24 protein-coding genes and 1 rRNA gene (1 of these 25 running past the window's edge) are annotated in these 24,043 nt (G+C 57.1%); 6 read left to right on the top strand and 19 right to left on the bottom strand.

Features of this window, described 5'->3' with window-relative positions; translation table 11 throughout:
* Positions 1-160: ribosomal RNA gene (locus tag METLU_RS0122080) — 16S ribosomal RNA — on the bottom strand; it reaches 1,375 nt to the left of the window's first position.
* Between the two features lie 453 nt (positions 161-613).
* Here METLU_RS0122080 and METLU_RS29245 point away from each other — a divergent pair.
* Both METLU_RS29245 and METLU_RS0122070 read left to right on the top strand, forming a co-directional pair.
* Positions 614-778: a DDE-type integrase/transposase/recombinase gene (locus tag METLU_RS29245; RefSeq protein WP_081679177.1), complete on the top strand. Its 165-nt coding sequence runs from the start codon at positions 614-616 to the stop codon at positions 776-778.
* A gap of 123 nt (positions 779-901) precedes the next feature.
* Positions 902-2,071, top strand: a complete 1,170-nt coding sequence (locus tag METLU_RS0122070; protein WP_027160091.1) for a pyridoxal phosphate-dependent aminotransferase — start codon at positions 902-904, stop codon at positions 2,069-2,071.
* A 139-nt stretch (positions 2,072-2,210) separates the two neighbouring features.
* On the opposite strand, the gene METLU_RS0122065 is transcribed toward METLU_RS0122070, so the two are convergent.
* The 4 genes from METLU_RS0122065 to METLU_RS0122050 form a co-directional block, all read right to left on the bottom strand.
* Entirely contained in the window at positions 2,211-2,603 is a 393-nt protein-coding gene (locus METLU_RS0122065) for a type II toxin-antitoxin system death-on-curing family toxin (RefSeq protein ID WP_027160090.1), read from the bottom strand.
* Complete coding sequence (locus METLU_RS0122060) at positions 2,603-2,827, bottom strand: AbrB/MazE/SpoVT family DNA-binding domain-containing protein (protein ID WP_027160089.1); 225 nt, start codon at positions 2,825-2,827, stop codon at positions 2,603-2,605. Before METLU_RS0122060 ends, METLU_RS0122065 begins: the two co-directional genes overlap by 1 nt.
* A gap of 229 nt (positions 2,828-3,056) precedes the next feature.
* Positions 3,057-3,719 (bottom strand): IS630 family transposase, encoded by a 663-nt coding sequence (locus tag METLU_RS0122055; RefSeq protein ID WP_155920676.1) that lies wholly within the window; start codon positions 3,717-3,719, stop codon positions 3,057-3,059.
* Positions 3,640-4,005 (bottom strand): helix-turn-helix domain-containing protein, encoded by a 366-nt coding sequence (locus tag METLU_RS0122050; RefSeq protein WP_027156756.1) that lies wholly within the window; start codon positions 4,003-4,005, stop codon positions 3,640-3,642. Before METLU_RS0122050 ends, METLU_RS0122055 begins: the two co-directional genes overlap by 80 nt.
* Before the next feature lie 299 nt (positions 4,006-4,304).
* Here METLU_RS0122050 and METLU_RS26250 point away from each other — a divergent pair, with 299 nt between their 5' ends.
* Positions 4,305-4,646 (top strand): nitroreductase family protein, encoded by a 342-nt coding sequence (locus METLU_RS26250; protein WP_231383676.1) that lies wholly within the window; start codon positions 4,305-4,307, stop codon positions 4,644-4,646.
* 84 nt (positions 4,647-4,730) lie between these two features.
* Here METLU_RS26250 and ureG read toward each other — a convergent pair whose 3' ends face one another.
* The 14 genes from ureG to METLU_RS0121965 form a co-directional block, all read right to left on the bottom strand.
* Positions 4,731-5,342, bottom strand: a complete 612-nt coding sequence (gene ureG / locus METLU_RS0122035) for an urease accessory protein UreG (RefSeq protein WP_027160086.1) — start codon at positions 5,340-5,342, stop codon at positions 4,731-4,733.
* Positions 5,343-5,350: 8 nt separating this feature from the next.
* The gene (locus METLU_RS0122030) at positions 5,351-6,025 is read right to left on the bottom strand and encodes an urease accessory protein UreF (protein ID WP_027160085.1); all 675 of its coding nucleotides are present in this window, start codon (positions 6,023-6,025) and stop codon (positions 5,351-5,353) included.
* The gene (ureE, locus tag METLU_RS0122025) at positions 6,015-6,446 is read right to left on the bottom strand and encodes an urease accessory protein UreE (protein ID WP_027160084.1); all 432 of its coding nucleotides are present in this window, start codon (positions 6,444-6,446) and stop codon (positions 6,015-6,017) included. The genes METLU_RS0122030 and ureE overlap by 11 nt, the downstream gene beginning before the upstream one ends.
* Before the next feature lie 2 nt (positions 6,447-6,448).
* Positions 6,449-8,152: an urease subunit alpha gene (ureC, locus tag METLU_RS0122020; RefSeq protein WP_027160083.1), complete on the bottom strand. Its 1,704-nt coding sequence runs from the start codon at positions 8,150-8,152 to the stop codon at positions 6,449-6,451.
* Positions 8,145-8,456 (bottom strand): urease subunit beta, encoded by a 312-nt coding sequence (locus METLU_RS0122015; RefSeq protein WP_027160082.1) that lies wholly within the window; start codon positions 8,454-8,456, stop codon positions 8,145-8,147. The genes ureC and METLU_RS0122015 overlap by 8 nt, the downstream gene beginning before the upstream one ends.
* 10 nt (positions 8,457-8,466) lie before the next feature.
* Complete coding sequence (ureA, locus tag METLU_RS0122010) at positions 8,467-8,769, bottom strand: urease subunit gamma (RefSeq protein WP_027160081.1); 303 nt, start codon at positions 8,767-8,769, stop codon at positions 8,467-8,469.
* 373 nt (positions 8,770-9,142) lie between these two features.
* Positions 9,143-9,997 carry an urease accessory protein UreD gene (locus METLU_RS0122000; RefSeq protein ID WP_027160080.1) on the bottom strand — a complete coding sequence of 285 codons (855 nt, stop codon included), beginning with the start codon at positions 9,995-9,997 and terminating at the stop codon, positions 9,143-9,145.
* 4 nt (positions 9,998-10,001) lie between these two features.
* Positions 10,002-10,577 (bottom strand): HupE/UreJ family protein, encoded by a 576-nt coding sequence (locus tag METLU_RS0121995; protein ID WP_027160079.1) that lies wholly within the window; start codon positions 10,575-10,577, stop codon positions 10,002-10,004.
* A 272-nt stretch (positions 10,578-10,849) separates the two neighbouring features.
* Positions 10,850-11,626 (bottom strand): ABC transporter ATP-binding protein, encoded by a 777-nt coding sequence (locus METLU_RS0121990; protein ID WP_027160078.1) that lies wholly within the window; start codon positions 11,624-11,626, stop codon positions 10,850-10,852.
* A complete protein-coding gene (urtD, locus tag METLU_RS0121985; protein ID WP_036243407.1) occupies positions 11,626-12,405 on the bottom strand; it encodes an urea ABC transporter ATP-binding protein UrtD in 780 nt (259 codons plus the stop codon). The genes METLU_RS0121990 and urtD overlap by 1 nt, the downstream gene beginning before the upstream one ends.
* Positions 12,402-13,493: an urea ABC transporter permease subunit UrtC gene (gene urtC / locus METLU_RS0121980; protein ID WP_027160076.1), complete on the bottom strand. Its 1,092-nt coding sequence runs from the start codon at positions 13,491-13,493 to the stop codon at positions 12,402-12,404. The genes urtD and urtC overlap by 4 nt, the downstream gene beginning before the upstream one ends.
* Before the next feature lie 3 nt (positions 13,494-13,496).
* A complete protein-coding gene (gene urtB / locus METLU_RS0121975; protein ID WP_027160075.1) occupies positions 13,497-15,143 on the bottom strand; it encodes an urea ABC transporter permease subunit UrtB in 1,647 nt (548 codons plus the stop codon).
* A gap of 233 nt (positions 15,144-15,376) precedes the next feature.
* On the bottom strand, positions 15,377-16,675 hold the full coding sequence (gene urtA, locus METLU_RS0121970; RefSeq protein WP_027160074.1) for an urea ABC transporter substrate-binding protein: 1,299 nt from the start codon (positions 16,673-16,675) through the stop codon (positions 15,377-15,379).
* Positions 16,676-16,705: 30 nt separating this feature from the next.
* The gene (locus METLU_RS0121965; RefSeq protein WP_027160073.1) at positions 16,706-17,938 is read right to left on the bottom strand and encodes a porin family protein; all 1,233 of its coding nucleotides are present in this window, start codon (positions 17,936-17,938) and stop codon (positions 16,706-16,708) included.
* Between the two features lie 209 nt (positions 17,939-18,147).
* Here METLU_RS0121965 and METLU_RS0121960 point away from each other — a divergent pair, with 209 nt between their 5' ends.
* The 3 genes from METLU_RS0121960 to METLU_RS0121950 all read left to right on the top strand — a co-directional run bounded on the left by METLU_RS0121960 (position 18,148) and on the right by METLU_RS0121950 (position 24,000).
* The gene (locus METLU_RS0121960) at positions 18,148-18,936 is read left to right on the top strand and encodes a hypothetical protein (protein ID WP_027160072.1); all 789 of its coding nucleotides are present in this window, start codon (positions 18,148-18,150) and stop codon (positions 18,934-18,936) included.
* A gap of 731 nt (positions 18,937-19,667) precedes the next feature.
* On the top strand, positions 19,668-23,069 hold the full coding sequence (locus tag METLU_RS0121955; protein ID WP_027160071.1) for a response regulator: 3,402 nt from the start codon (positions 19,668-19,670) through the stop codon (positions 23,067-23,069).
* On the top strand, positions 23,059-24,000 hold the full coding sequence (locus METLU_RS0121950) for a response regulator transcription factor (RefSeq protein ID WP_027160070.1): 942 nt from the start codon (positions 23,059-23,061) through the stop codon (positions 23,998-24,000). Before METLU_RS0121955 ends, METLU_RS0121950 begins: the two co-directional genes overlap by 11 nt.
* Positions 24,001-24,043: the final 43 nt, after the last annotated feature.

Raw genomic sequence — 24,043 nt, 5'->3', positions numbered from 1 at the left:
CTTGAGTTTCCCCAAGTTGTCCCCCACTATGAGGCAGATTCCTACGCGTTACTCACCCGTCCGCCACTCGTCAGCGCCCGAAGGCCTGTTACCGTTCGACTTGCATGTGTTAAGCATACCGCCAGCGTTCAATCTGAGCCATGATCAAACTCTTCAGTTCAATCTTGTTTTATCACTCCGAAAGATGAGTGACCAATCTTGGCTCGACCAAAAACTTAACGTAAATCTTGAATTAACGTATGGTTCTGTGTCGACTATTTAATTACAACTAAAATAATCATCACAAGCACCCACACAAATTATTTTGATCATTCTTTTAAAGAGCTCGGGAGAACCAGTCTCTCGATAAGGGCCGGCCATTATACAAGCCAAAACCGTTTTGTCAATGCTGAGCGTATGAAAACATCAGGTTCTGTTGCGTTAGCAGAGAAAGCGTCGTTTTCGGTAAGCTACGTGCTCAAACATACCGTTTAAATTACCCCATGATCGACTTCAAAGGTCACCGCATCGAAAAAGCCATCATTCTGCCCTATATCCTCTGGTATCTGACTTACCCACTGAGCTATCGGAACCTGAAGGAAATGATGGCAGAACGGGGCTAGCTATTGATCACATGAACATCTACCACTGGATCCAAAAGTTCACGCCTAAACTGGAGGCTACTTTCCGTAACATGAAGAAGCGCCCTGACAGTAAGAGCTGGCGCATGGACGAGACGTACATCAAGATCAAAGGCCAATGGAGGTATCTCTACTGCCGTCGACAAAGTTTGGAATAGCCAAGCGGTGATTGTCAAAATTAACGCAACAGAACTCGCAGTTCCTACAAATAAAGCTATAGGCACGAATATCCTGATGTTCATATAATGCCCCATCTTATTTTTTGCTTTTTTGGAGGACACTTGACACTACGCCATAGCCGTACCATCACTGCTGTACAAGCCCCGATTATTCCAGTCGTGGCAGAATGGACAAAAAACACCCCCAATACGTTATCGTTAGGGCAAGGCATGGTGTTTTATTCACCACCCGAACAAGCATTAGCGGCAATTCGTGATTTTGGACAACGTCCCGAAGAACATCAATACAGTGCGGCATTAGGCGATAAACGCTTATTGGACTTGCTTGCTGAAAAACTGCGTAGTGAAAATCAGATTAATTCAGCCGATTATCAGATCATGGTTACAGCAGGAGCAAACATGGCTTTTTTAAATGTCTTGCTGGCAATTACTGACCCAGACGATGAAATCATTTTGCCCTCGCCTTATTATTTCAATCAGGAAATGGCCATACGAATGCTCAACTGCAAACCTGTTGCTGTGCCAACGGATTGCCGTTATCAATTAAAATTGGATGCGATTGAAGCTGCGATTACTGAAAAAACCCGTGCCATTGTCACCGTTTCGCCCAATAATCCTAGTGGTGCCGTGTATTCAGAAGACGATTTACGCGCTGTAAATACTTTATGCCGTGAGCGCGATTTGTATCATATTTGCGATGAGGCGTATGAATATTTCGTTTATGGCTCAGCCAAACATTTTTCACCTGCCAGTTTGCCCAGTGCCAGTTCACACACTATTTCACTCTATTCACTATCAAAAGCGTATGGCTTTGCAAGTTGGCGCGTGGGCTATGTGGTGTTTCCTAAAGAGTTGTTACCCGCCTTATTAAAAGTCCAAGATACCAATTTGATTTGTCCGCCTCTCATTTGCCAACAGGCAGCGATAGGTGCATTAAATGTGGGGTCCAGTTATTGCAAAACCCAACTCCAACGGTTACTCGGCATTCGTGAACAAGTAATAAAGCGTTTACAAGACGTGCGTGACCACATTGATTTCGTAGCAACAGAGGGCGCGTTTTACTTTTTATTAAAACTGCATACTCAGCGTTCTGATTTAGACGTTGTGAAAACCTTGATTCAAGATTATCAAGTCTCTGCAATACCAGGATGTGCTTTTGGTTTAACAGACGGATGTTACTTACGCTTATCTTATGCAATGCTGGATAACACACGCGCAGACCAAGCCATGACGCGACTCATCACTGGCATTAAACACATCACGGCGTTTTAAAACACTTATTCAACGTGTTCCAACAACAAAACCAGTTGCTCAAACTGATAATTTTGAGTTAAGTCATTCAATTGATCGGCAATAGTTGGTGAAATTCGATAAATTTCCTCATTAAGGTTAATGCGACAGAATCAGAAAGTTAGCCGCTTTCCATTGGTTTTGTGTTGGCTCTAATCCAATCGGCAAATTCTGTTTCAGATAGACTTCCTTCCGCAAGCCTTAGCATCGTGATAACGCAAGATGGATCATCGGCTATCAATTCCTGACCGTTCAAAGCCAGAAAAAGCTCAGTGACCATAAATGCTGTCCGTTTATTGCCGTCAATAAACGGATGGTTACGGGCAAGCCCGAAGCCATAGGCAGCGGCCAGCGCTGCCAAATCCGGCTCACCGTAGTTAACTAAATTTCTAGGGCGAAACAAAGCTGATTCCAGCAGGCCACGATCACAAATGCCCACTGCGCCGCCATGCTCTGCGAGATGTTCCTCATGCAGAGCCAGAACAACGGATTCAATGACCCAAACGACCGGCATTATTTCGCAAGCTCGTGCAGAACATCACGCCGTTTATTCATGATCTTTCGTGTCATAGTCATTTGTTTTTCAAATTCCGGATCATAGGGTGTCAGCCGAAAGCCTTCGGGGGATTCAGTTAAGAATACCCGATCACCTTTTTCAAGGTGCAGTTTGTCCAATGCCTCTTTAGGCAGTACAACACCTACAGAATTGCCCACTGATGTCAATTTAAGTTGCAGCATAGCCTGCTCCGTCTGTTATTACATATGTAATAACATTAATAGAAAAATAAACACTTGTCCATAAAAGGTTCTGTTGCGTTAATTTTCGCTAGGCGCAGAAGGAGTATCGGCTGAGGGATAAGCTGCCAAGGAATAGAATTGTCCTGCGGCAGACAGATTTTGGCTATCGGGTTCTGTCGCAAAGTCTGTCAGGCTGGGCGATAATTGCCAAATTTAGAGCAATTATCTATTACGTAGAAACATAGCCTGAATGCCTGAAGAGATTGAGGCACTCATCCGCTTGAAACTCATCCAACAGCTTACCAATGAGTTGCCAGAGCTTGTCGTAAGTGCGCTCGGCGGCCTTGCGCAGCAACGCCTTCAGTTTGGCGAAGACTTGCTCGATCGGATTCAGCTCAGGACTATAGGGCGGCAGATATTGGATCGTCGCCCCGTGCGCTTCAACAATGGCCTGGACTTCCGCCACCTTATGGGCGGACAGATTGTCACAGATGACGATGTCGCCGGGCTTCAAGGTCGGTCCCAGTTGCGAGCGCAGATATTCCTTGAAGGCTTCGCCCGTCATGGCCTGGTCCAGACACCAGGGCGCGGTGAGCCGGTCGGCACGCAAGCCGGCAATGAAGGTCAGGGTTTGCCAATGGCCTGCCGGTGCCGCATCCCGACAGCGGGCGCCACCCAAGGCCCGGCCATAGCGACGGATCATGTTCGTGGAGACGCCCGTTTCATCCAGAAACACCAACTTNGACAGATCGCAGGTTTGCTGCCAGGCTTGCCATTGCTCTCGGGCCATCGCGACATCTGCGCGTTGCTGCTCACTGGCGACCAGCGTTTTTTTTATAGCGATAGCCCAGCTTGCGCCTAATAAACTTATCAATGGCCGAGATCGAAACACTTAGGCTGTGTTCGCGTCCCAGCCAAGCCTGCAGTTCCTGCAAGGTCATCGACGGACTACTCGCTAACTGTTCCTTGATGGCGGCTTCATACGGTTCCAGCCGCGAGCGTCTGTAGCCGCCAAAGGGCTTGCCTTGAACGGCTCCGGTTTCACGCCACAAGGCGTGCATTCGGCAGACAAAAGCCGGACTGACTTTGTATTGTAAAGCCACGGCCCGCACGGTGTGGCCTGCGGCAACCGCTTCAGCCACCCGGCTGCGTAAATCTTCGGAATAAGGCTTGGGCATGATAAAAATGGCTCATCTCGTTTAACAAGAGGTTAGTTTATATCATGTTTTTATCTAAAAGATAATTGCTCTAGGAATTGAAAAAGATGATCAGTTTTAAAGGCGCTCACTTTTCAAAAGAGATTGGCTCTTATTGGATTCCGGGGAGATATCCAATCCTATTTGAACCCTTGAATTTGAGGTTCAGTATACTCACATTGAACGGATGATTACCTTACCTTATCGGCGGTAAGCTGCAAAACCAGACCCGGGGAATTCATCCGGCGCTTTATGTAGATGAAGCCGCCTGGCAGCGCGCATTGGCAACGCTGTCGGAACGCAACCGACAATGGGCCAAAAACGCCCCAGTACTGATCCTGTCCATAGCCATGGACAATTTCAATCATAACGGCCAGCCTAACCGCAGCGCGATGTACGATACCGGCGCCGCCAGCCTCAGCCTGAGTTTGCAGGCGACCGCATTGGGGCTGAGCGTGCATCAAATGGCCGGCTTTGTGCCGATAAGGCCCGCGAGGCTTTTAACCTGCCGGACGATTGACGGCCGATGGCGATGCTGGCTGTCGGTTACCAGGCCGGTATTGACGTGCTCGATGACGGTTTCAAGGACGCCGAACGGGCCGCACGTTCCCGGGCCGCGCTGAATGAACGCTTTTATGCCGGGCAGTGGGGCCGCGGCATTGACTGATCCGCGGGGGCGCGGGCGGTTTGCTCCAGGGTTGCTGCCGTTAATCCAGCATGCCTGCCTGGATAATGAAATCCTCGACCGCCTTAAGGCCTTCCCCGGTTTTCAGGTTGGTAAAGGCAAACGGCCGTGAGCCGCGCATCTTACGCGCATCCCGGTCCATGACTTCCAGCGATGCGCCCACGTAAGGCGCCAGATCGATCTTGTTGATGACCAGCAGATCCGAGCGGGTGATGCCGGGCCCGCCCTTCCGCGGTATCTTGTCGCCGGCCGATACGTCGATCACGTAGATCGTCAGATCGGCCAGTTCCGGACTGAACGTGGCGCTGAGATTGTCGCCGCCGCTCTCCACCATGATGAAATCGAGATTATCAAAACGCTCGATCAGCTCATCGACCGCCGCCAGATTCATTGAGGCGTCCTCGCGAATGGCCGTGTGCGGGCAGCCGCCGGTCTCCACGCCCAAAATACGCGCTTCCGGCAGCGCCTGGCTGCGAATCAGGAATTCCTGGTCCTCGCGGGTATAAATATCGTTGGTCACCACGCCGATTTCGAAGCGATCGCGCATTCGCTTGCACAGCGCGTCCACCAGCGCCGTTTTGCCGGAACCGACCGGGCCGCCGACGCCGACTCTCAATACCTGTTTGTCACTCATACATCCTCTCAAGAACGAAATAATCGGGAATACTGCATTTCATGCCGGCTGCAGGCCAGAGCCAGACCGAAGGCGCTGCCGCCGATGTCCTCATCGGCAAGGGTTAACGCCTCATCGACCAGGGCCGGTATGTTTCCAGCCAAATCGGCCAATAGCCGCTGCCCCGCCACCTGCCCCAACGGCACCAGCTTTACCGCGCACAGCACCTGGTTTTCCAGCCAGCTCCACAAATAGCCGATGGCGGTCGCGCGCAGGGGAATGCCCCAGTTGACGGCCGCAAACGCGAACACCGCGGCCAGCGTCGCTTCCGGCTTGCGTATCCAGGGCTGCATGCCGTCCATCGCCAATCCGTCCAGCAGGCGCGCCAGGGCCTGGCCGGTTTGCCGGTCCTCGGCCCGTAATTCGGCCGTTTCGCGGCAGGCGATCAGAACCCGGCTCCAATGCTCCAGCTGTTCCATGGGCCCGCCTTGCCAGGCATGATAAAGCCTTGCCAGCACAGGCAGGTCGATGCGGACCATGCCGCCATGCATCAGGCCGTCCAGCCATGCGCCGGCTTCGTCGGCATCGGTTATCCAGCCATCGTCGACCGCACGCTCCAGGCCTTGGGAATAACTGTACATACCGACCGGCAGGCCGGGACTGACCAGCTGCAGCAAACGCAGCAGGGCCAGATCAGTGACCATCGCCGTGATACGCGCCCTGCTCCGGCTCGAATGGCAGCTCCTCATGCATAACCGTCAGCCCCAGACCTTCCAGCATGTGATCCAGAACATGATCGGTCGGAAAACGCAGCTCGCCGGGTAGGATCTGCAGGGCCACATGCCGGTTGCCGAGGTGATAACAGGCGAGCGCGAATTGCAAGGCATCGTCCGTGCGCACCACCGACAGTGGTTCCGGCGCCGCATCGACGCGCACGCGGTAATGATCGGGGCCGGTTAAAATCAGCCCCTTGCGCAGCACCTGGCCGCGCGGCAAAAATAGTCCGATTTCGGTGCCGCTGTCGGTGTTGACCAACAGCCGGCTTTTCTGCCGGGCTTCGTACGGCAGCGTCACCACGTCGTCCGGAATCGTCTCCGGCGGAGCCAGTTCAGTAAGTTTCAGCATTTTCAAAACAAAAAATAACGTTGGGCAAAAGGCAGCACATCGGCCGGCTCGCAGGTCAGCAGCAGGCCGTCGGCACGCACCGAATAGGTTTGCGGATCGACTTCGATATGCGGTTGGTAGTGGTTATGGATCAAATCTTTCTTGCCGATTGTGCGCGTGTTCGCCACCACGCCGATCCGCTTGTTCAGCTTTAGCACAGCGGCCATGTCGGCCTCGGCCGCGACCTTCGGCAAAAACAGCATCGAGTTGGCCGCCGCGGCCCTGCCGAAGGCGCCGAACATGGGCCGGTAATGCACCGGCTGCGGCGTCGGAATCGAGGCATTGGGATCGCCCATGGGCGCCGCGGCAATGAATCCGCCTTTAATGATCAGGCTGGGCTTGGCCGCGAAAAAGGCCGGCTGCCACAGCACCAGATCGGCCAGCTTGCCGACTTCGACGGACCCGACTTCATGCGCGATGCCGTGGCTGATGGCCGGATTGATGGTGTATTTGGTGATATAGCGCTTGATGCGGAAATTGTCGTTGCGGGGCGAATCCTCCGCCAGGCTGCCGCGCTGCGCCTTCATTTTATGCGCGGTCTGCCAGGTGCGGATAATGACCTCGCCGACCCGGCCCATGGCCTGCGAATCGGACGCGATCATCGAGAAGGCACCCAGATCATGCAGGATATCCTCGGCGGCGATGGTCTCGCGGCGAATGCGTGATTCGGCAAAAGCCACATCCTCGGCAATGCCCGGGTCCAGATGATGGCACACCATCAGCATGTCCAGATGCTCATCCACGGTATTGACCGTGTAGGGCCGGGTCGGATTCGTCGACGACGGCAGCACGTTGGCCTCGCCGCAGGCCTTGATGATATCGGGGGCATGGCCGCCGCCGGCGCCTTCGGTGTGATAGGTATGGATGGTGCGGCCTTTGAAGGCGGCGAAGGTATCCTCGACAAAACCGGACTCGTTCAGGGTGTCGGTGTGAATGGCGACCTGTACGTCAAAGCGCTCGGCCACGGACAGGCAACAATCGATAGCCGCCGGCGTCGTGCCCCAGTCTTCATGCAGCTTCAGGCCCATGACCCCGGCGCGCACCTGTTCTTCCAACGCCGTCGGCAGACTGGCGTTGCCCTTGCCGAGCAGGCCGAAGTTCATCGGAAAAGCATCCAGCGATTGCAGCATATTATGAATATTCCAGGCGCCGGCCGTGCAGGTCGTGGCGTTCGTGCCCGTGGCGGGGCCGGTGCCGCCGCCAATCATGGTGGTGATGCCCGACATCAGGGCTTCGTCGATTTGCTGCGGGCAGATAAAATGGATATGCGCGTCGATGCCGCCGGCCGTCAGAATCTGGCCTTCCCCGGCGACGATTTCGGTGCCGGGACCGATGACGATATCGACGCCCTGCTGAGTATCGGGATTGCCGGCCTTGCCGATGCCGGCGATGCGGCCGTTCTTGACGCCGATATCGGCCTTGATGATGCCCCAGTAATCGACGATCAAGGCATTGGTGATGACCAGATCCATAGCCTGAATGCCATCAACCTGGCTTTGCCCCATGCCGTCGCGGATGACCTTGCCGCCGCCGAACTTGACTTCATCGCCGTAAACCGTGCGGTCTTCCTCCACTTCCAGAAACAGGCCGCTGTCGCCCAGGCGCACGCGGTCGCCGGTCGTCGGCCCGAACATATCGGCATAAGCCTGTCTGCTGATTCTACTCATCTAACTCTCCCATCACGGCCTGGCGAAAACCATAAACCCGGCGCAAGCCGGCAAAGGCCACCAGCTGCACTTCACGCTGCTGGCCAGGTTCAAAGCGCATCGCCGTGCCGGCCGGAATATCCAGCCGGAAGCCGCGCGTCGCGGCGCGGTCAAAGTGCAAGGCGGGATTGGTCTCGAAAAAATGATAATGCGAGCCGACCTGAATCGGCCGATCGCCGCTGTTGGCGACCACCACGCGGATCGTCTCGCGGCCCAAGTTCAGTTCCAACTCGCCGGCGGCGGCGATAATCTCTCCCGGAATCATGGCGTCACTCCTACTCGATGGGATTGTGGACGGTCACCAGCTTGGTGCCGTCGGGAAAAGTCGCTTCCACCTGCACATCGGGCAGCATGTCGGCAACGCCTTCCATGACCTCGTCGCGATTGAGCAGCGTGCGGCCAAACTCCATCAATTCGGCGACCGTGCGGCCATCGCGCGCGCCTTCCATGATCGCGGCGCTGATAAAAGCCACGGCTTCAGGATAGTTCAGCTTGAGACCTCGAGCCTTACGCCGTTCGGCCAGCAGGCCGGCGGTAAATATCAGCAGTTTGTCTTTTTCTCGTGGTGTTAATTGCATTGTTTTATTCCAGTCATTATTTCAACTCCTAATTCAGACGGCACTGTATATCCGATTTATTTACTTACTGATGCTACGCAGTTAATTGAATTTAAAAAGTGTCGCTAGCGCGACGATTATTTGAATCGGGTTTATCGCACCCGAAGGCGAGTTACTTTCTTTTGCGCGGCCAAAAGAAAGTAACCAAAGAAAAGGCCGCCCGTTGCCGCTTGCTCCCTGTGCTCCTCGCTTTCGCCAAGGGTTGCCAAAAGGGACTCCTGTCCCTTTGGCAACGCGCGGCTTCCCTGCCGCGCCCCTCCGGGCTATTCTCGGCGAAAGCTCCGGTGCTCGGCGCGGCAAACGGGATAAATCGCCCGTGCGCAACATCAATTAATCAAGTCGCCCAAATCCGCGGCGCGCAGGCTTCGCGCCGCACGCAGTCCGGCCGTACAACCGCCCAAACCCGTTCGAAAAAAACGCGCAGCCGGTCGCTTCGGCAATCAAGCGCCCGGCAGACCAGCAGATCGTCCATGCGCGTCACGCCCCGGCCTGTGGCATCGCCGATCAATTGCTGCACGGCGGCCAGCGTTTCAGCGCCGGCAGGATAGGCGAACAGCGTTCCGCACGCCGAACAGCCCTGCAAGCCCCAGCGCGCCGCAAAAGCCCTGGCATCCAGCTTCAGTCGTTCCAGCAGCAGGGGCTGGTCCCGGCAATAAACCTGCCAGTCCAGATCCGCCAGACCCTCGTCGAAACGTTCACCGCAGGCGGGCCGGCCCAGGGACAGGATTTCCCAACCGATAAAGCGCGCTTTTGAAGCCAGTTCAACCCTGACCGTCGAGCGCAGGCGGGCGCCTTCATAAATAATGGTTTCCTGCGGCAGCCATTCCAGCGCCGCGCCTTCCGCCACGGTTATCGAGACATCCTGCCTGGCCAGCCCGCCCGCGCTGCGGTAAAACTTGCCCGCCGCCGGCGTGGTGATCAGGGCATGACTGCCTGCCTCGGCATCGATCTCAAGACTCAAGTGATCGCCCGCCACGATGCCGCCCGGCGGATGCAGAATGTAAACATGGCACACCCCGCCTTCCGGATAAAACGGCCGCTGTACCGTCAGCGGGCCGTAATGACGGCGGTGCGCCAATACCGTTTTGCCGTGCTGGCGCGCGAACCCCAGTGCCAGTTTCGCTTCCCAGCCTTGCGCAGAGTTGCCCGCTACGCTGGCGCAGCCTGTCTTCTTCGGGCCCGCCAGCATCCGATCAGGCTCCGGCCAGCAAGGTCGTGCCGACGATGGCGCACAGCAGGCCAAAGCCGGTGCCGATGGTTTTCAGCCTGGCCGATCCCGATAAGCCTGCCGCGATGCCCAAGCCATGCAGCAACGCCGTGGTCAGCAAAAAACCCGCTGCGTACGAGACGGCATCGGCTCCCGCTTGCAGCTCGGCGGCATGGACGTAACCGTGGCCGAACGCGAACACGGCAGCCAGGACAACCGCCAGACCGGAGGACATGCGGCAGTTACTCCAGACCAGCCATCCGCAAGCCAGCACCGAAAACGCCACCCAGCTTTCCGCCGCGGTGATGGCGATACCGAGCAAAGATACGCCCGCGCCCGCAGCCATCGTTAACAAAAAACTCATCGGCAGCAGCCACAACGCCCTGCCGCCGCGCATCGCCGCCCATAACCCGATAGCCAGCATGACCAGCAAATGATCGATACCCAGTAAAGGATGCAGCAAGCCGTCGATAAAGCCATGCACCGTTCCGGCGCCGGTATGCGCCTGCGCCGGCAAGGACAACATCAAACCGATAAAAACCGGCAACCTGTTCGCTTTCATAAAAACTCCTCAGTATTTTTTATAAATCCGTAGGGTACGCTACGGGGTTTTACCAAGCGGGACGGGGTTTGTAACCCCGTCCCTAACGTTTTCATGATGCCTGGGGTCAAGTGGCTACCCTACCAACCTGAAACATTTCGGACGGGGCAACATGCCCCGTCCTGCTCGGTTCCCGTAGGGTACGCAGTGCGTACCTTTTAAAATGTCAGGATTTATCAACATCCCAAAAGGTACGCACTGCGTACCCTACATGATGTTTTATACATTCCCCGTCAAACCGTCAAATAGCGTTTCACCATATCTTCGCTCAACTGATCCATGGCGCCGGCGGCGACGCCTCGGCCGCGGTCCATTATATAGAACCGATCCGCCACTTTGCGCGCAAAAGGCAGTTTTTGCTCCACCAGCAGGACGGTCACGCCTAGTTCGTTTTTGATTTTGATGATGCCTTCGCGCACGGCGTCCCTTTCGCCCTCTTTCAGCAACGGCGTCGGTATGCCTCTGGCCCGGTTCAGGCGGATGATCACATCGCCGATTTCGCTGACGATATTGGGCTGTATGCCTTCAGTCGGTTCGTCCAGAATCAGCAATCGGGGATTCAGCACCAGGGCTCTGCCGATGGCCAGCTGTTGCTGCTGGCCGCCGGACAGATCGCCGCCTCGCCGTTTCAGCATTTGCTTCAGTACCGGAAAAATCTCAAAGACAGACTCCGGGATTTTTTTGATGCCTTGCCTGCGCGCCGCGCGCAGGCCGGTCTTCAGATTTTCCTCCACGGTCAGCAGCGGAAAGATCTCCCGTCCCTGCGGCACGAAGCCGATACCCAGCTCGGCGCGCTGTTCCGGTTTGGCCAGGGTTAACGCCGCACCCTGATAATCGATGGCGCCCTCGCGCACCGCGATAAGCCCCATGATGCACTTGAGCAAGGTGGTCTTGCCGACGCCGTTGCGCCCCATCAGGCACAGGCAGGAGCCGGCCGGCACGGCCAGATCGACATCCCACAAGGTGTGGCTGCCGCCGTAATATTGATTCAGTCCGGTAATTTTCAGCATCAGTCCCCCAAATAAACCTGTATGACGCGCGGATCATTCTGTACTTCGTCCATGCTGCCTTCGGTCAGCACCGACCCTTCATGCAGCACGGTCACGCGCTGGGCGATCGAGCGCACGAATTCCATATCATGCTCGACCACGATGATGGAACGCTCGCCCTGCAGCGACAGCAGCAACTCCGCCGTGCGTTCGACTTCCTGATGGGTCATGCCCGCGACCGGTTCGTCGACCAGCATGACTTTGGGCTCCTGCATCAGCAGCATGCCGATCTCCAGCCATTGCTTCTGCCCGTGCGACAGCACACCGGCCGGCTGCGAACGGTGGCCGGTCAGCCCTATCGTTTCCAGTACCTGCTCGATGCGCTCGCGCTGCGCTCCGCTGAGCCTGGCGAACAGGGTCGCCCAGACGCCCTTGTCGGTCGCCAGCGCCAGTTCCAGGTTTTCGAACACGCTCAGCGTCTCGAAGACACTGGGCTTTTGAAATTTGCGGCAGATGCCCGCCTGGGCAATGGCCGGCTCATCCATTTGCAGCAGATCGATGGTTTGCCCGAAAAACACCGTACCGCTGTCGGGACGGGTCTTGCCGGTAATCACATCCATCAGCGTGGTCTTGCCGGCGCCGTTCGGTCCGATCAGACAGCGCAGTTCCCCGGCGCCGATATACAGCGACAGGTTATTGAGGGCTTTGAAGCCGTCGAAACTGACGCTGACATCTTCCAGATAGAGTATCGTGCCGTGCCGGGTATCGATCTGGCCTGCTTTCAAGGCTGGTACGCTCATTGTTTTTGCTCCTTCGGACGCCGCCGCCAGAATCCGAGCAAGCCGTCAGGCAATAGCACGGTAACGAGAATAAAGGCCGCCCCCAAAAAAAACAGCCAGATTTCCGGCGCCCATCCGGTCAGCAGCGTCTTGGCATAATTGACCAGCACCGCGCCGACGATGGCCCCGTACAGCGTGCCGCGCCCGCCGACCGCGACCCAGATGACGACTTCCAGCGAATTCAGGGGCGAAAACTCGCTGGGATTGATAATGCCGACCTGCGGCACATACAGGGCGCCGGCAATGCCGGCCAGCATGGCCGCAAACACGAACACCCATAATTTGAAGTTCTCGACGCGGTAACCCAGAAAGCGCACGCGCATTTCCTGATCGCGGACCGCCGTCACCACCCGGCCCAATTTGCTCCGCATCACCCGGCGGCTGATCAGCAAAGCCAGAATCAGCGTGATGCCTGAAGCCATCAGCAGACAGGCGCGCACGGCGTCGGACTGGATATTGAAGCCGAGGATGTCCTTGAAATCGGTCAGGCCGTTATTGCCGCCGAAGCCCATTTCATTGCGGAAAAAAGCCAGCATCAGCGCATAGGTCAAAGCCTGCGTGATGATCGACAGATAAACGCCGGTCACCCGCGAGCGGAACGCCAGCCAGCCGAACACGAAAGCCAGCAAGCCCGGCACCAGCACAATCATTAACGCCGCCAGCCAGAACTGGTCGAATCCGTGCCAGTACCAGGGCAGTTCCTTCCAGTCCAGGAACACCATGAAATCGGGCAGCACAGGATCGCCGTACACGCCGCGACTGCCGATCTGGCGCATCAAATACATGCCCATGGCGTAGCCGCCGAGCGCAAAAAACGCACCCTGCCCCAGCGCCAGAATGCCGCAATAACCCCAGACCAGGTCCAGCGACATGCCCAGCAGGGCAAAGGTCAGGTACTTGCCTATCAGCGAAACCGTATAGGCGGAAAAATACAGCGGCGAATCCGGCGAGAATATCAAATTGCAGAGCGGCACGATCAGGCTGACTGCGGCCAGGGCCGCCAGCACCGCAGCCATGACTTTGTCGTTTTTGAATCCGTTTAACAGCATCGCCTAGCCCTCCACTGCCCGGCCCCGTTGCGGAAACAAGCCGCGCGGGCGTTTTTGAATGAATAAAATGATAAACACCAGCACCAGTATTTTCGCCAATACGGCGCCGGCGTAGGGTTCGAGCAATTTGTTGGCGATGCCTAAGGAAAACCCCGCCACCAGCGTGCCCCACAAATTGCCGACGCCGCCGAATACCACGACCATGAACGAATCGACGATATAGGCCTGCCCCAGATTCGGGCCGACATTGGTGATCTGGCTCAAGGCCACGCCGGCCACCCCGGCGATGCCCGAGCCCAGCCCGAAGGTCAGGGCGTCGACCCGGCCGGTCGGTATGCCCATGGCCTTGGCCATGTTGCGGTTCTGGGCCACGGCCCGCACTTCCAGGCCTAAACGCGTGCGCTTGAGGATTTGCAGCAGCAATGCGAACACCAGCAGGCAGAACACCAGAATGTAAAAGCGGTTCCAGGTCAGCGACAGGAAATCATTGATCCGCCAGGCGCCGCTCATCCAGTCCGGCGTGGCGACGCTGCGGTTCAGCGGAGAAAAAATCGACCGCACCGTCTGTTGCAGAAACAGGCTGACGCCGAAAGTCGCCAGCAGCGTTTCCAGCGGGCGGCCGTATAGAAAGCGGATGATGCCGCGTTCGATGGCGATCCCGGTCAAGCCGGAAATAACGAACGCGGCCGGTATCGCAATCGCCAACGACCAGCCCAGACTGTCCGGCATGAGCTGTTGCGTGACGTACGTGGTGTAAGCGCCGAGCATCATCAATTCGCCGTGCGCCATGTTGATCACGCCCATGACGCCGAAGGTTATGGCCAGGCCGATCGCAGCCAGCACCAGCACCGCGCCCAGGCTCAGGCCGAAAAACAGGGTTTCGGCAGCGGCGTACAGTTGCAGCCTGGCATTGATGCTCGCCAATGCCGCCTCGGCCTGGCGACGCACCTCGCCGTCAGGTTCCCGGAAACGGCCTTCGGTGTCTTTCTCGACCAGCCCGTTCAAGTGGTTGACGACATCCTGGCTGGCCTGATCTTTTAACAATGCTATCGCGGCCAGACGCTGAACCTTGTCGGTGCTGTTCAATTGCTCCAGTCCCAGGATCAGTTTGATGGCTTTTTGCACGTCCGCGTCCTGTTCCAGCACCAGATGATCGCGCAGCAGCGCCAGGCTGTCGGCGTCCACGGCTTTACCGATGGCCTTGACTGCGTCCAGCCGGACATCGACGTCCTCGTCATTCAGCTGCAACCGGCCGATGAGTTTCCGCAGCGAGGCGCGCAGATTGTTGGTGACGGCAATCTTTTGCGTCGCGGAGAGCGCCGCCGTGCCCAGGCTTTTGGCGCTTTGGGCATCGATAAGCCGGTAGCCTTCCTCTACCGCCTCGCCGATCACGAGCCGGTCATCGGCCTTCAGATTAAACAGCCGGCCCTCCAGCAGCGCCTGCAGCACGACAACGACGCGCGGCTGGCGCACCGCGGCCAGTTGTTCGATAGCCTGACCGCGTTCGGCCATGGATGCGCCTTTAAGCGTGGCCAACGCGGCCGAGAAAGCCGTCTCGGAAGCGTTCTCCTGCCCCAGGCCCAATGTTGGCAGCATCAGGATAACGGCCATGACCGCCCCGCTACACCACCTGAAAGAATTCGCTTTCATGTCCTCTCCAATAATCATAATCAACGGCCCGGCTGGCTCTTTAGGAAACCCGGCATGGGCGGCTTCGAAATGCTGGGTTTATCAACCCAGCCTACCGTGCTCCAATAATCATAATCAACGGCCGGTCTGGCTCTTTAGGAAACAGGGCGGACACGCAGGTCCGCCCCTACAATGAAACCCGGCATGGCCGCCCCTGAAACATCGGATTCACCAACCCGGCCAATGCCTTCAGATCAAAAATTCTGCCCGGAGCATTGCTTGGTTTTGGTGTTGTAATTGCCGCAGTTGATCGGCGCCGTCCAGTCGGCAATGATGGGTTGGCTTTCCGGCAGGAAATCGGACCAGGCATCGCCTTCGACCAGTTTGTTGGTCTGCCAGACCGTCAACAGCTGGCCGTCGTCCTGGATTTCGCCGATCAGCACCGGTTTGCTGATGTGATGGTTGGGCAGCATTTTGGCGATGCCGCCGGTCAGGTTCGGAAACTCCATGCCGATGATTGCCTTCTGCACGGCATCCGGATCGGTGGTGCCGGCTTTTTCCACAGCCTTGACCCACATGTTGAAACCGATGTAGTGCGCTTCCATGGGATCATTGGTCACGCGTTTCGGATTCTTGATGAAGTCATGCCATTTGGAGATGAAATCGGCGTTTTTAGTGGTATCGATGCTCATGAAATAGTTCCAGGCGGCCAGATGGCCCACCAGCGGCTTGGTGTCCATGCCCGACAGTTCCTCTTCGCCCACCGAAAACGCCACCACCGGAATCTGTTCCGAGGAAACGCCCTGGTTGCCCAGTTCCTTGTAGAACGGAATATTGGCATCGCCGTTGATGGTCGACACCACGGCCGTTTTCTTGCCGGCCGAGCCGAATTTCTTGATCTCGGCGACGATGCTTTGCCAATCGGAATGCCCGAACGGCGTGTAGTTGATCATGATATCCTTCTTGTCCACGCCCTTGGAGACCAGATACGCTTCAAGAATCTTGTTGGTCGTGCGCGGATAAACATAGTCAGTGCCCGCCAGTACCCAGCGCTCCGCCTTTAAATCGTTCATCAGATAATCGATTGCCGGAATGGCCTGCTGATTCGGCGCGGCGCCGGTGTAAAAGACGTTCCTGGACGACTCCTCGCCTTCGTACTGCACCGGGTAGAACAGCAGGCCGTTAAGCTCTTCCACTACCGGCAGGACGGATTTTCGCGACACCGACGTCCAGCAGCCGAAGATCGACGCCACCTTGTCCTTGGTCAGCAGTTCACGGGCCTTTTCGGCGAACAGCGGCCAGTTGGAGGCCGGATCGACGATCACGGCTTCGAGCTTTTTGCCGAGCAGGCCGCCTTTCTTGTTCTGTTCATCGATCAGCATCAGCATCGTGTCCTTCAGCGTGGTTTCGCTGATCGCCATGGTGCCGGACAGCGAATGCAGCACGCCGACCTTGATGGTGTCCTCGGCCTTGGCCGCGCCAGCCGCCGAAGTCAGTAACACGAGGGTGCCGGCAATGCCGAGGCTGCGCAGTTTTGAAGATAGTCTATTCATAATAGTCATCCTGAAGTGTTGAAGTGAGGTTTAAATCTGCCATTGAAAAGCAAGCTTGATGGCGTTGACATCATCGCCCGAGGCGGTTGATGAGTAATCGAGCCCCTTGGTCAGCAGGTCGCCGTACTGCCAGCTCAAGGACACGCGGGCGTTATGGCCGTCGATGACGTAGTTCACGCCGCCTTCGACGACATCGCGGTCGGAACTGCCGTCCGGCAGGACATTCACATAGCGCACATACGGCTGAAATTGGCCGATGCCGATTTGCTGCGGGAACAGGTACATGCCGCTGATGTCGTAGGCATTGCCTTCGAACATGGCGAAGCCGCCTCCGGCATCGCGCGAGGCCTGGCTGTAGCCGTCGGTAATGCCGTAGTTTTTGTACTCGCCGTTCAAGGTCACGACGCCGCCGTTGCCCAGTACTTTTTCCATCAGCACATCGACCGAGGTACCGCGGAAATTGCCGACATCGTCGAACGTGCCGGCGCCGTCTTCCTGGTACTGATTGGTGACCGCGACGGTCAGGATATCGCCGCCCTTGCCGTAGTATGTGCCGGAGGTGTAATAGCCCGGATTTTTCTCGACATCCCAGAAGTTGTAGGCGATACGCTGGGCATACAGGATATTGTCGTCGACATTGGCGCCGCCTCTGAGGCCGCGAAAAAAGCCGAAGGCATACTGCAAACGGCCGTCAAACGCCGCTCCCCAGAACGTGGCGCCGTCATCGCGGCCGAAAGAGCCGGCAGACGTGCCGTCCGACTTAATGGTCAGGTTGAAGTCGGCCGGCTCGAACGGCGTGCCGGCGCTGAAAATATTGTAGATGGCGCTGTAAAACGGGCCGTTCATTTCCCGACGTTCGGCCGGCACCAGCATGCGCCCCACCCAAAGGTTAACGTAGGGGTTGTACTCGAACTTCCCGATCGCATCCAGTACCCGCACTTCCCCGCCATTGCTGCAGGTCTGGCAATCGGTATTGAACTCCACCTTCAAATATTCATGAATTTGCCCGTTGATGTACAAACGGATATTGTCCAGATTGAAGTCGTTGCTCCATTTGTTGCCATTGGCGCCGGACGCGCCTTCGACGGATTGAAAACTGGTGCGCAAACCGGCACCGATGCTGACCCATTTGGTATCGTCGATTTTGAATGTCGCGCCCGCCTGCGCGGTCGACGTGTAGCCGGCCGCCAGCGTCAGCAGGCTGATGGCGGAAAGAAGCCGATTTTTTCGTATTTCGGACGTTGTTTCTACAGAATCGCTCATGTCAGGTTCCCCCCAAACTTAAAAAACATGATTTGATGTTGCATCCGGATTGTCCGAACGCGGCCGAAAAAACCGGCTGGCGAGAATTATTTTGTCTGGGGGATATTTCGACAATGCGTCATCTGACTCATCAGTCAAATGACGTATAGCCGCGCACCGGCCGCTCGATTAGAGTTTCGATACCTTTGCACCATGACCTACGGACGCCTATGATCAAGCCACTACCCGCCGCCAGCCGCCAGCTTTTCAAATCCGCGGTAATCGCTTGCGCATTGACCGCCTGTGCCGCGGGGCCGGAAAAACGGCCGGCGCGGCTCGATACCGCGCTGGTCGAACACATTACCTTCAAGATCGGCGCGATCAGGCAACCGACATTAGCAACAGCCCTGTCCCGACCCGGCATCGCGGCCCGGATCGCCGGCAATCTGGCCGGCTGGAGCTATCCCGTCAGCACCGATGACAGCAAGGCGGCCAGCCACACCCTGACCGCCGAAATCGGCGCGATCGAATACGGCGAGACGCCGACCGGTTTTTCATTTTCCGCCGGCGATTCCGATCCCCGGGCGCTCGGCTTTCAAAAAACCGACGTGCTACCCATCAGCTGCGAACTGACGTTTATCGCCCAGCCCGAACAAACCCGTTATCTGCACATGGACTTCGCGGTCGGCAGCGCTTTCGGCAAACGCGCCGGGCAAGCCATCGGCACCGACAAGCTGGTCGATCACATCAGCACGGTCTGCTTCAATCTGCTGAATGAACTGGACTGGCCCGATAAAACGCCGGATCAGCCGGCTTCCGGCATCAAGCCCGGCTGGATGCCGGAAGTGCGCATCGAAACCGTGACCGGGCCGGTTGAGGAAGCGGTAGTAGAAGAAGAGGAAGCGAACGCGAAGGCATCCGGCAAGGTGATTACCTCCACCAGCGAAGGCCGTAAGCAAATCATCATTCACAACCAGGGGGCGCCGGTGATTTTACGTTTTGGGCATGAAAGACGGTGATCGACTGCGGGCACGCGGGAGAAATCGCCCTGCTGGTATACGAAGCTCTTGAATAACTGATGTTAAGCATGGGCGGTTCATCCCGTTTGCCGCGCCGAGCACCGCAGCTTTTAACAGATCAGGCCCGCAGGGGCGCGGCAGGGAAGCCGCGCGTTGCCAAAGGGACAGGAGTCCCTTTTGGCAACCCTCGGCGAATACCCGCAAGGGGGCACAAGAGCGAGGAGCACAGGACAAATCTGCAGGACAGCCGATTTGCATGCCTTGCACCCGAAGGGCGAGGCACAAAGATGGGCTTCACAGCGTAACTCGCCTTCGGGTGCGATAAACCCGATTAAATGAAGCCGTCGCGCTAGCGACACCTTATTAAATCGATCTAAGGATTTGGCTAAAAATGACTTCCTGAAATTAGAATCCTGCATAGGATGTGCTGAGCACAGCGAAGCGCATCGCTCGCGAACGATGCGCCTCCTGTCGTCGGCACATCCTATGTTTAAACAGGGAAATTATTTACGACCAAATCCTAACTTCAACTGGCTGCGTAACATCAGTAAATAAAAAACATTATCGGAACTGACCAAAAGCATTCCAGCGCAGCCCGTTTTGGTGCAGAGCCAGAGCTAGCGCACCAATGTGGCTCAAGGTTCTGTATGGATGCCGCTTTTTTTCGCGCATTGGCCGCACCCAATGCTATCTGGTGCACTTATTGCTATGTCGAGGAGGTAATTTAACCAATGCTGTGGGGTAAATTTTTTACCAAACCCACCAAGGAAGCCGGTATCCGACCCAACATCTCAAAAATTCGCCATGACTATAACGCCTGGGTCGCCAACGAAATGCTGGAGGACTATGCGCTCCGGTTTGCACCGCGCACGTTTCGCAAATGGTCCGAATTTCTGGTGGCGAATACCGCGTTCGGCTCCACCTCCTTCCTGGTCCTGGAAGCGATAGGCGGCTTTCTGTCCATCAACTACGGTTTTACCAATGCCTTCTGGGCCATTCTGGCCGTCGGCCTGATCATTTTTATCACCAGTTTCCCGATCAGCTATTACGCGGCCCGCTACAACATCGACATCGACCTGATGACCCGCAGCGCCGGGTTCGGCTACATCGGCTCGACGGTCACCTCATTGATTTACGCCTCGTTTACCTTCACGCTGTTCGCGCTCGAGGCCTCCATCATGTCCCTGGCGCTGGAACTGTATTTCCACATTCCGCTGGCCATGGCGCATATCATCAGCGCCGTTATCGTCATTCCGCTGGTGACCTTCGGCATCACCACCATCAGCCGCCTGCAATTATGGACGCAGCCGCTGTGGCTGGTGCTGCTGATTGCACCGTATATCGCCGTGTTCGTGCACGAACCGGAATCACTGATGACCCTGCGGGCCTATTTCGGGATCGCGGGCAGCGGCCGGGACTTCAACTGGCTGCTGTTCGGCAGCGCCGCCACCATCGCTTTTTCGATGGTGGCGCAGATCGGAGAGCAGGTGGATTTTTTACGGTTCATGCCGGAGCTGACCGAAAAAAACCGGCTGCGCTGGTGGCTGGGCACGTTGAGCGCGGGACCCGGCTGGATTCTGTTCGGCATGGCCAGACAGCTGGGCGGCGCCCTGCTGGCGCATCTTGCCGTGCGTCACGGCATAGATCCGGCCCATGCCCATGAACCGACGCAAATGTATCTGGTGGCCTACGGCGAACTGTTCGGCAATACCGAGCTGGCTCTGGCGGCCACGACCCTGTTGGTGGTGGTATCCCAGGTCAAAATCAATGTCACCAATGCCTATGCGGGGTCTCTGGCCTGGTCGAACTTTTTTTCGCGCCTGACCCATAGCCATCCCGGGCGGGTGATCTGGCTGCTGTTCAATGTCTCCATCGCCCTGCTGCTGATGGAGTTCGGCGTCTTCGGCGCGCTGGAAAAAGTGCTGGGGCTGTTTTCCAATATCTCGATTGCCTGGATCAGCGCCGTGGCCGCCGAACTGCTGATCAACAAGCCCTTGGGCCTGAGCCCCAAGGCGGTCGAGTTTAAACGCGCCTACCTGCCCGACCTCAACCCGGTCGGCATACTGGCGACCCTGTGCGCCTCGGCCGTTTCGATTCTGGCTTATCTGGGGTTGTTCGGCGCCCATGCCCAGGCCTTTTCCGCCTTCATCGCCCTGGGTCTGGCTTTTGCGCTGGTCCCCTGCATTGCCTGGGTCTACGGGCCTGAACGTTATCTGTCCCGCGATCTCGGCCATCATCATCCGGACCAGCTCGGCCGCTGCAGCATTTGCGAAAACCACTTCGAGCGCGAGGACATGGCCTATTGCCCCGTCTATAAAGGCGGCATCTGCTCGCTCTGCTGCACGCTGGACTCGCGTTGCATGGACGCCTGCAAGCCGGGCATGCGCCTGGACGATTATCTGCACAACCTGGCCGAATACTGTCTGCCCGGCCGGCTGAATCTGACCGTCAGGCTGCGCCTGATACGCTTCAGCCTGCTGTTTTTATTTCTGACGGTTCTGACCAGCGTCTTCGTCGGCATTATTTACTACCAGGATCTGCTGACCGCCGAACCCTACCCGTCGTCCTTCAACCTGTTGCTGGAAAATTTTGTCAAGGTGTACGCCTCATTGCTGGTGTTCATCGGTTTGTGCACCTGGTGGCTGATCCTGAACGACGAAAGCCGGCGCGTGGCGCATGAAGAAACCGACCGGCAAACCCAGCGCCTGCTGATGGAAATCGCCGAGCACAAGAAAACCGATGCCAAGCTGCAGCAGGCCATCAACATGGCGGACCGCGCCAACAGTGCGAAAAGCCGGTTCCTCAGCAGCATGAGCCACGAGATACGCACGCCGTTAAACAGCATTATCGGCTATGCCTACATTCTGCACAAAGACCCGGCGATACCGGCGCACAGGCGCCAGGCCGTGGATATTCTGAAACGCAACAGCGAGCATTTATCGTCGCTGATCGAAGACATTCTCGATATTGCCCGCATCGAGGCGCGCAAGTTCGAACTACGCCCCGAGCCTATCGATTTCCCGAATTTTATTGAGCACCTGGTCAGCATTTTCAAGCCGCAGGCCGAGGACAAGGGCCTGTCGTTTCACTGCCAGATCGTCAACACCCTGCCCCAACGGGTGCGCGGCGATGAAAAGCGGGTCGGGCAAATCCTGATCAACCTGCTCGGCAATGCGATCAAGTTCACCTCGACGGGCGAGATCATACTGCGCATCGGCTACAGTTGCGGCGTCACCACGTTTCAGGTCATCGACACCGGCCCCGGCATCCATCAGGATCAGTTGATGAACATTTTCCAGCCCTTTACCCAGCTGCCGAACGAGAGCCTGACCGGCGGCAGCGGCCTGGGGCTGACCATCAGCAAAATCCTGTGCGAAATCATGGGCGGCGAACTGGCCGTCGCCAGCGACCAGGACCAGGGCGCCACCTTTACCGTTCGGCTGTTGCTGCCCAACCTGGGCGGCAAGCAGCAATACATCCAGGAAGAGGACATCGTCGGCTACCGGGGAAAACACCGTAAGATCCTGGTGGTCGATGACCAACCGGAGCATCGTCAGCTGGTCGCGTCCATTCTGGAACCGTTAGGCTTTGGCCTGGCCGGGGCCGGCAGCGGCGAAGACTGTTTGGTTCAAGTTCAAAATGCCCCGCCCGACCTTATCCTGCTGGATTTGTCCATGCCCGGGCTGGACGGCGCCGAAACCGCTCACCGGCTGCGCCTGAAAGACTATGCGGGTCCGATCATCGTACTCAGCGCCAACGCCTATCCGACCGACCGGGTGAATGCCATCAACGCCGGCTGCAGCGACTTCCTGGCCAAGCCCCTGCAGGTCAGCGAATTGCTGTACAAACTGAAACTGCATCTGGCACTGGACTGGCGCTATCAGGAAGATGACGCCGAACCGCGCGGCGACCATCAGACGCCTTCGCCGGACATCCTTCAGGATCTGGCCGGCTATGTCCGGATCGGCGATTTGATGAGCGTTAACCAATACCTGGCCGAATTGATCGAGCGCCAGCCGCAATACGGTCATTTCGCACGGTGGATCATGGCGCTGGCCGGAGAATTCCGGCTGGCTGAAATCAAACAACTTTTATCTGTGGCGAACGAGGAACAGACCGGCGATGACCAGTAAACTTTCCCCTGCCGGCGGCACCGTCATGATCGTCGATGACACGCCGGGCAATCTGGCCCTGCTCTCCGATACGCTTTCCGAAGCCGGTTACCGCGTACTGGTGGCCACCGACGGACTGTCGGCGCTGGAGCAGATCACTTACCTGAAACCGGACATTATCCTGCTGGACGTGATGATGCCGGGCATCGACGGCTTTGAAACCTGCAACCGGCTCAAAGCCAGCCCCGAAACGGCCGACATTCCGGTTTTGTTCATGACCGCGCTAAGCGAACTCGATAACCTATTGCGCGGTTTCGACGAAGGCGCCGTCGATTACATCGTCAAGCCGATACGCCCGCCCGAAGTCCTGGCCCGGGTGGACGTGCAGCTGACTCAGGTCCGAAATCTGCGACGGGCCGAAAACGCCCTGAACCATAGCCCTTTCTCCGCCCTGGCAACCGACCCATCCGGCCACATCACCTGGCTGACGCCGGGCGGCAGCCGCTGGCTGGACGAATTCCGGCAAACCCACGTGCTGACGGGTGAAAACGAGGTGGGTGCGCCGCTGCCCAAACCGCTGCTCGAATGGTTTGGCGCGCACCTGGCCGCAGCCGGAAAATCCGACCGGGACACCTTTGAAAGCCGGCGGGCCGGCGTCGATTTTTCCGCCAGAATAACGCCGTGCCAGAACACGGACGAGTACCTGCTGGCGCTGGAAAAGCATTCCGGCACCTGGGACCTAGATTCGGTAAGGCAGTCCCTGGGACTGACTTTTCGCGAAGCGGAAATCCTGATGTGGATATCGCGGGGCAAGACCAACAAGGAAGTCGGCATGATCCTGGGCAGCAGCCCACGCACCATCAATAAACACCTCGAGCATATTTTTGAAAAGCTGGGCGTCGTCACACGCGCGGCGGCCGTTTCAATGGTCCTGCAGCGCACGTCGGTTTGAGCGGTCGCTGATCGCTAGAGCAATTATCCATTACGTAGAAACA

Source organism: Methylobacter luteus IMV-B-3098 (assembly GCF_000427625.1).
GTDB lineage: Bacteria > Pseudomonadota > Gammaproteobacteria > Methylococcales > Methylomonadaceae > Methylobacter > Methylobacter luteus.
Note: the sequence above shows the minus strand (reverse complement) of the source record. Positions and strands in the feature narration are given on the sequence as shown.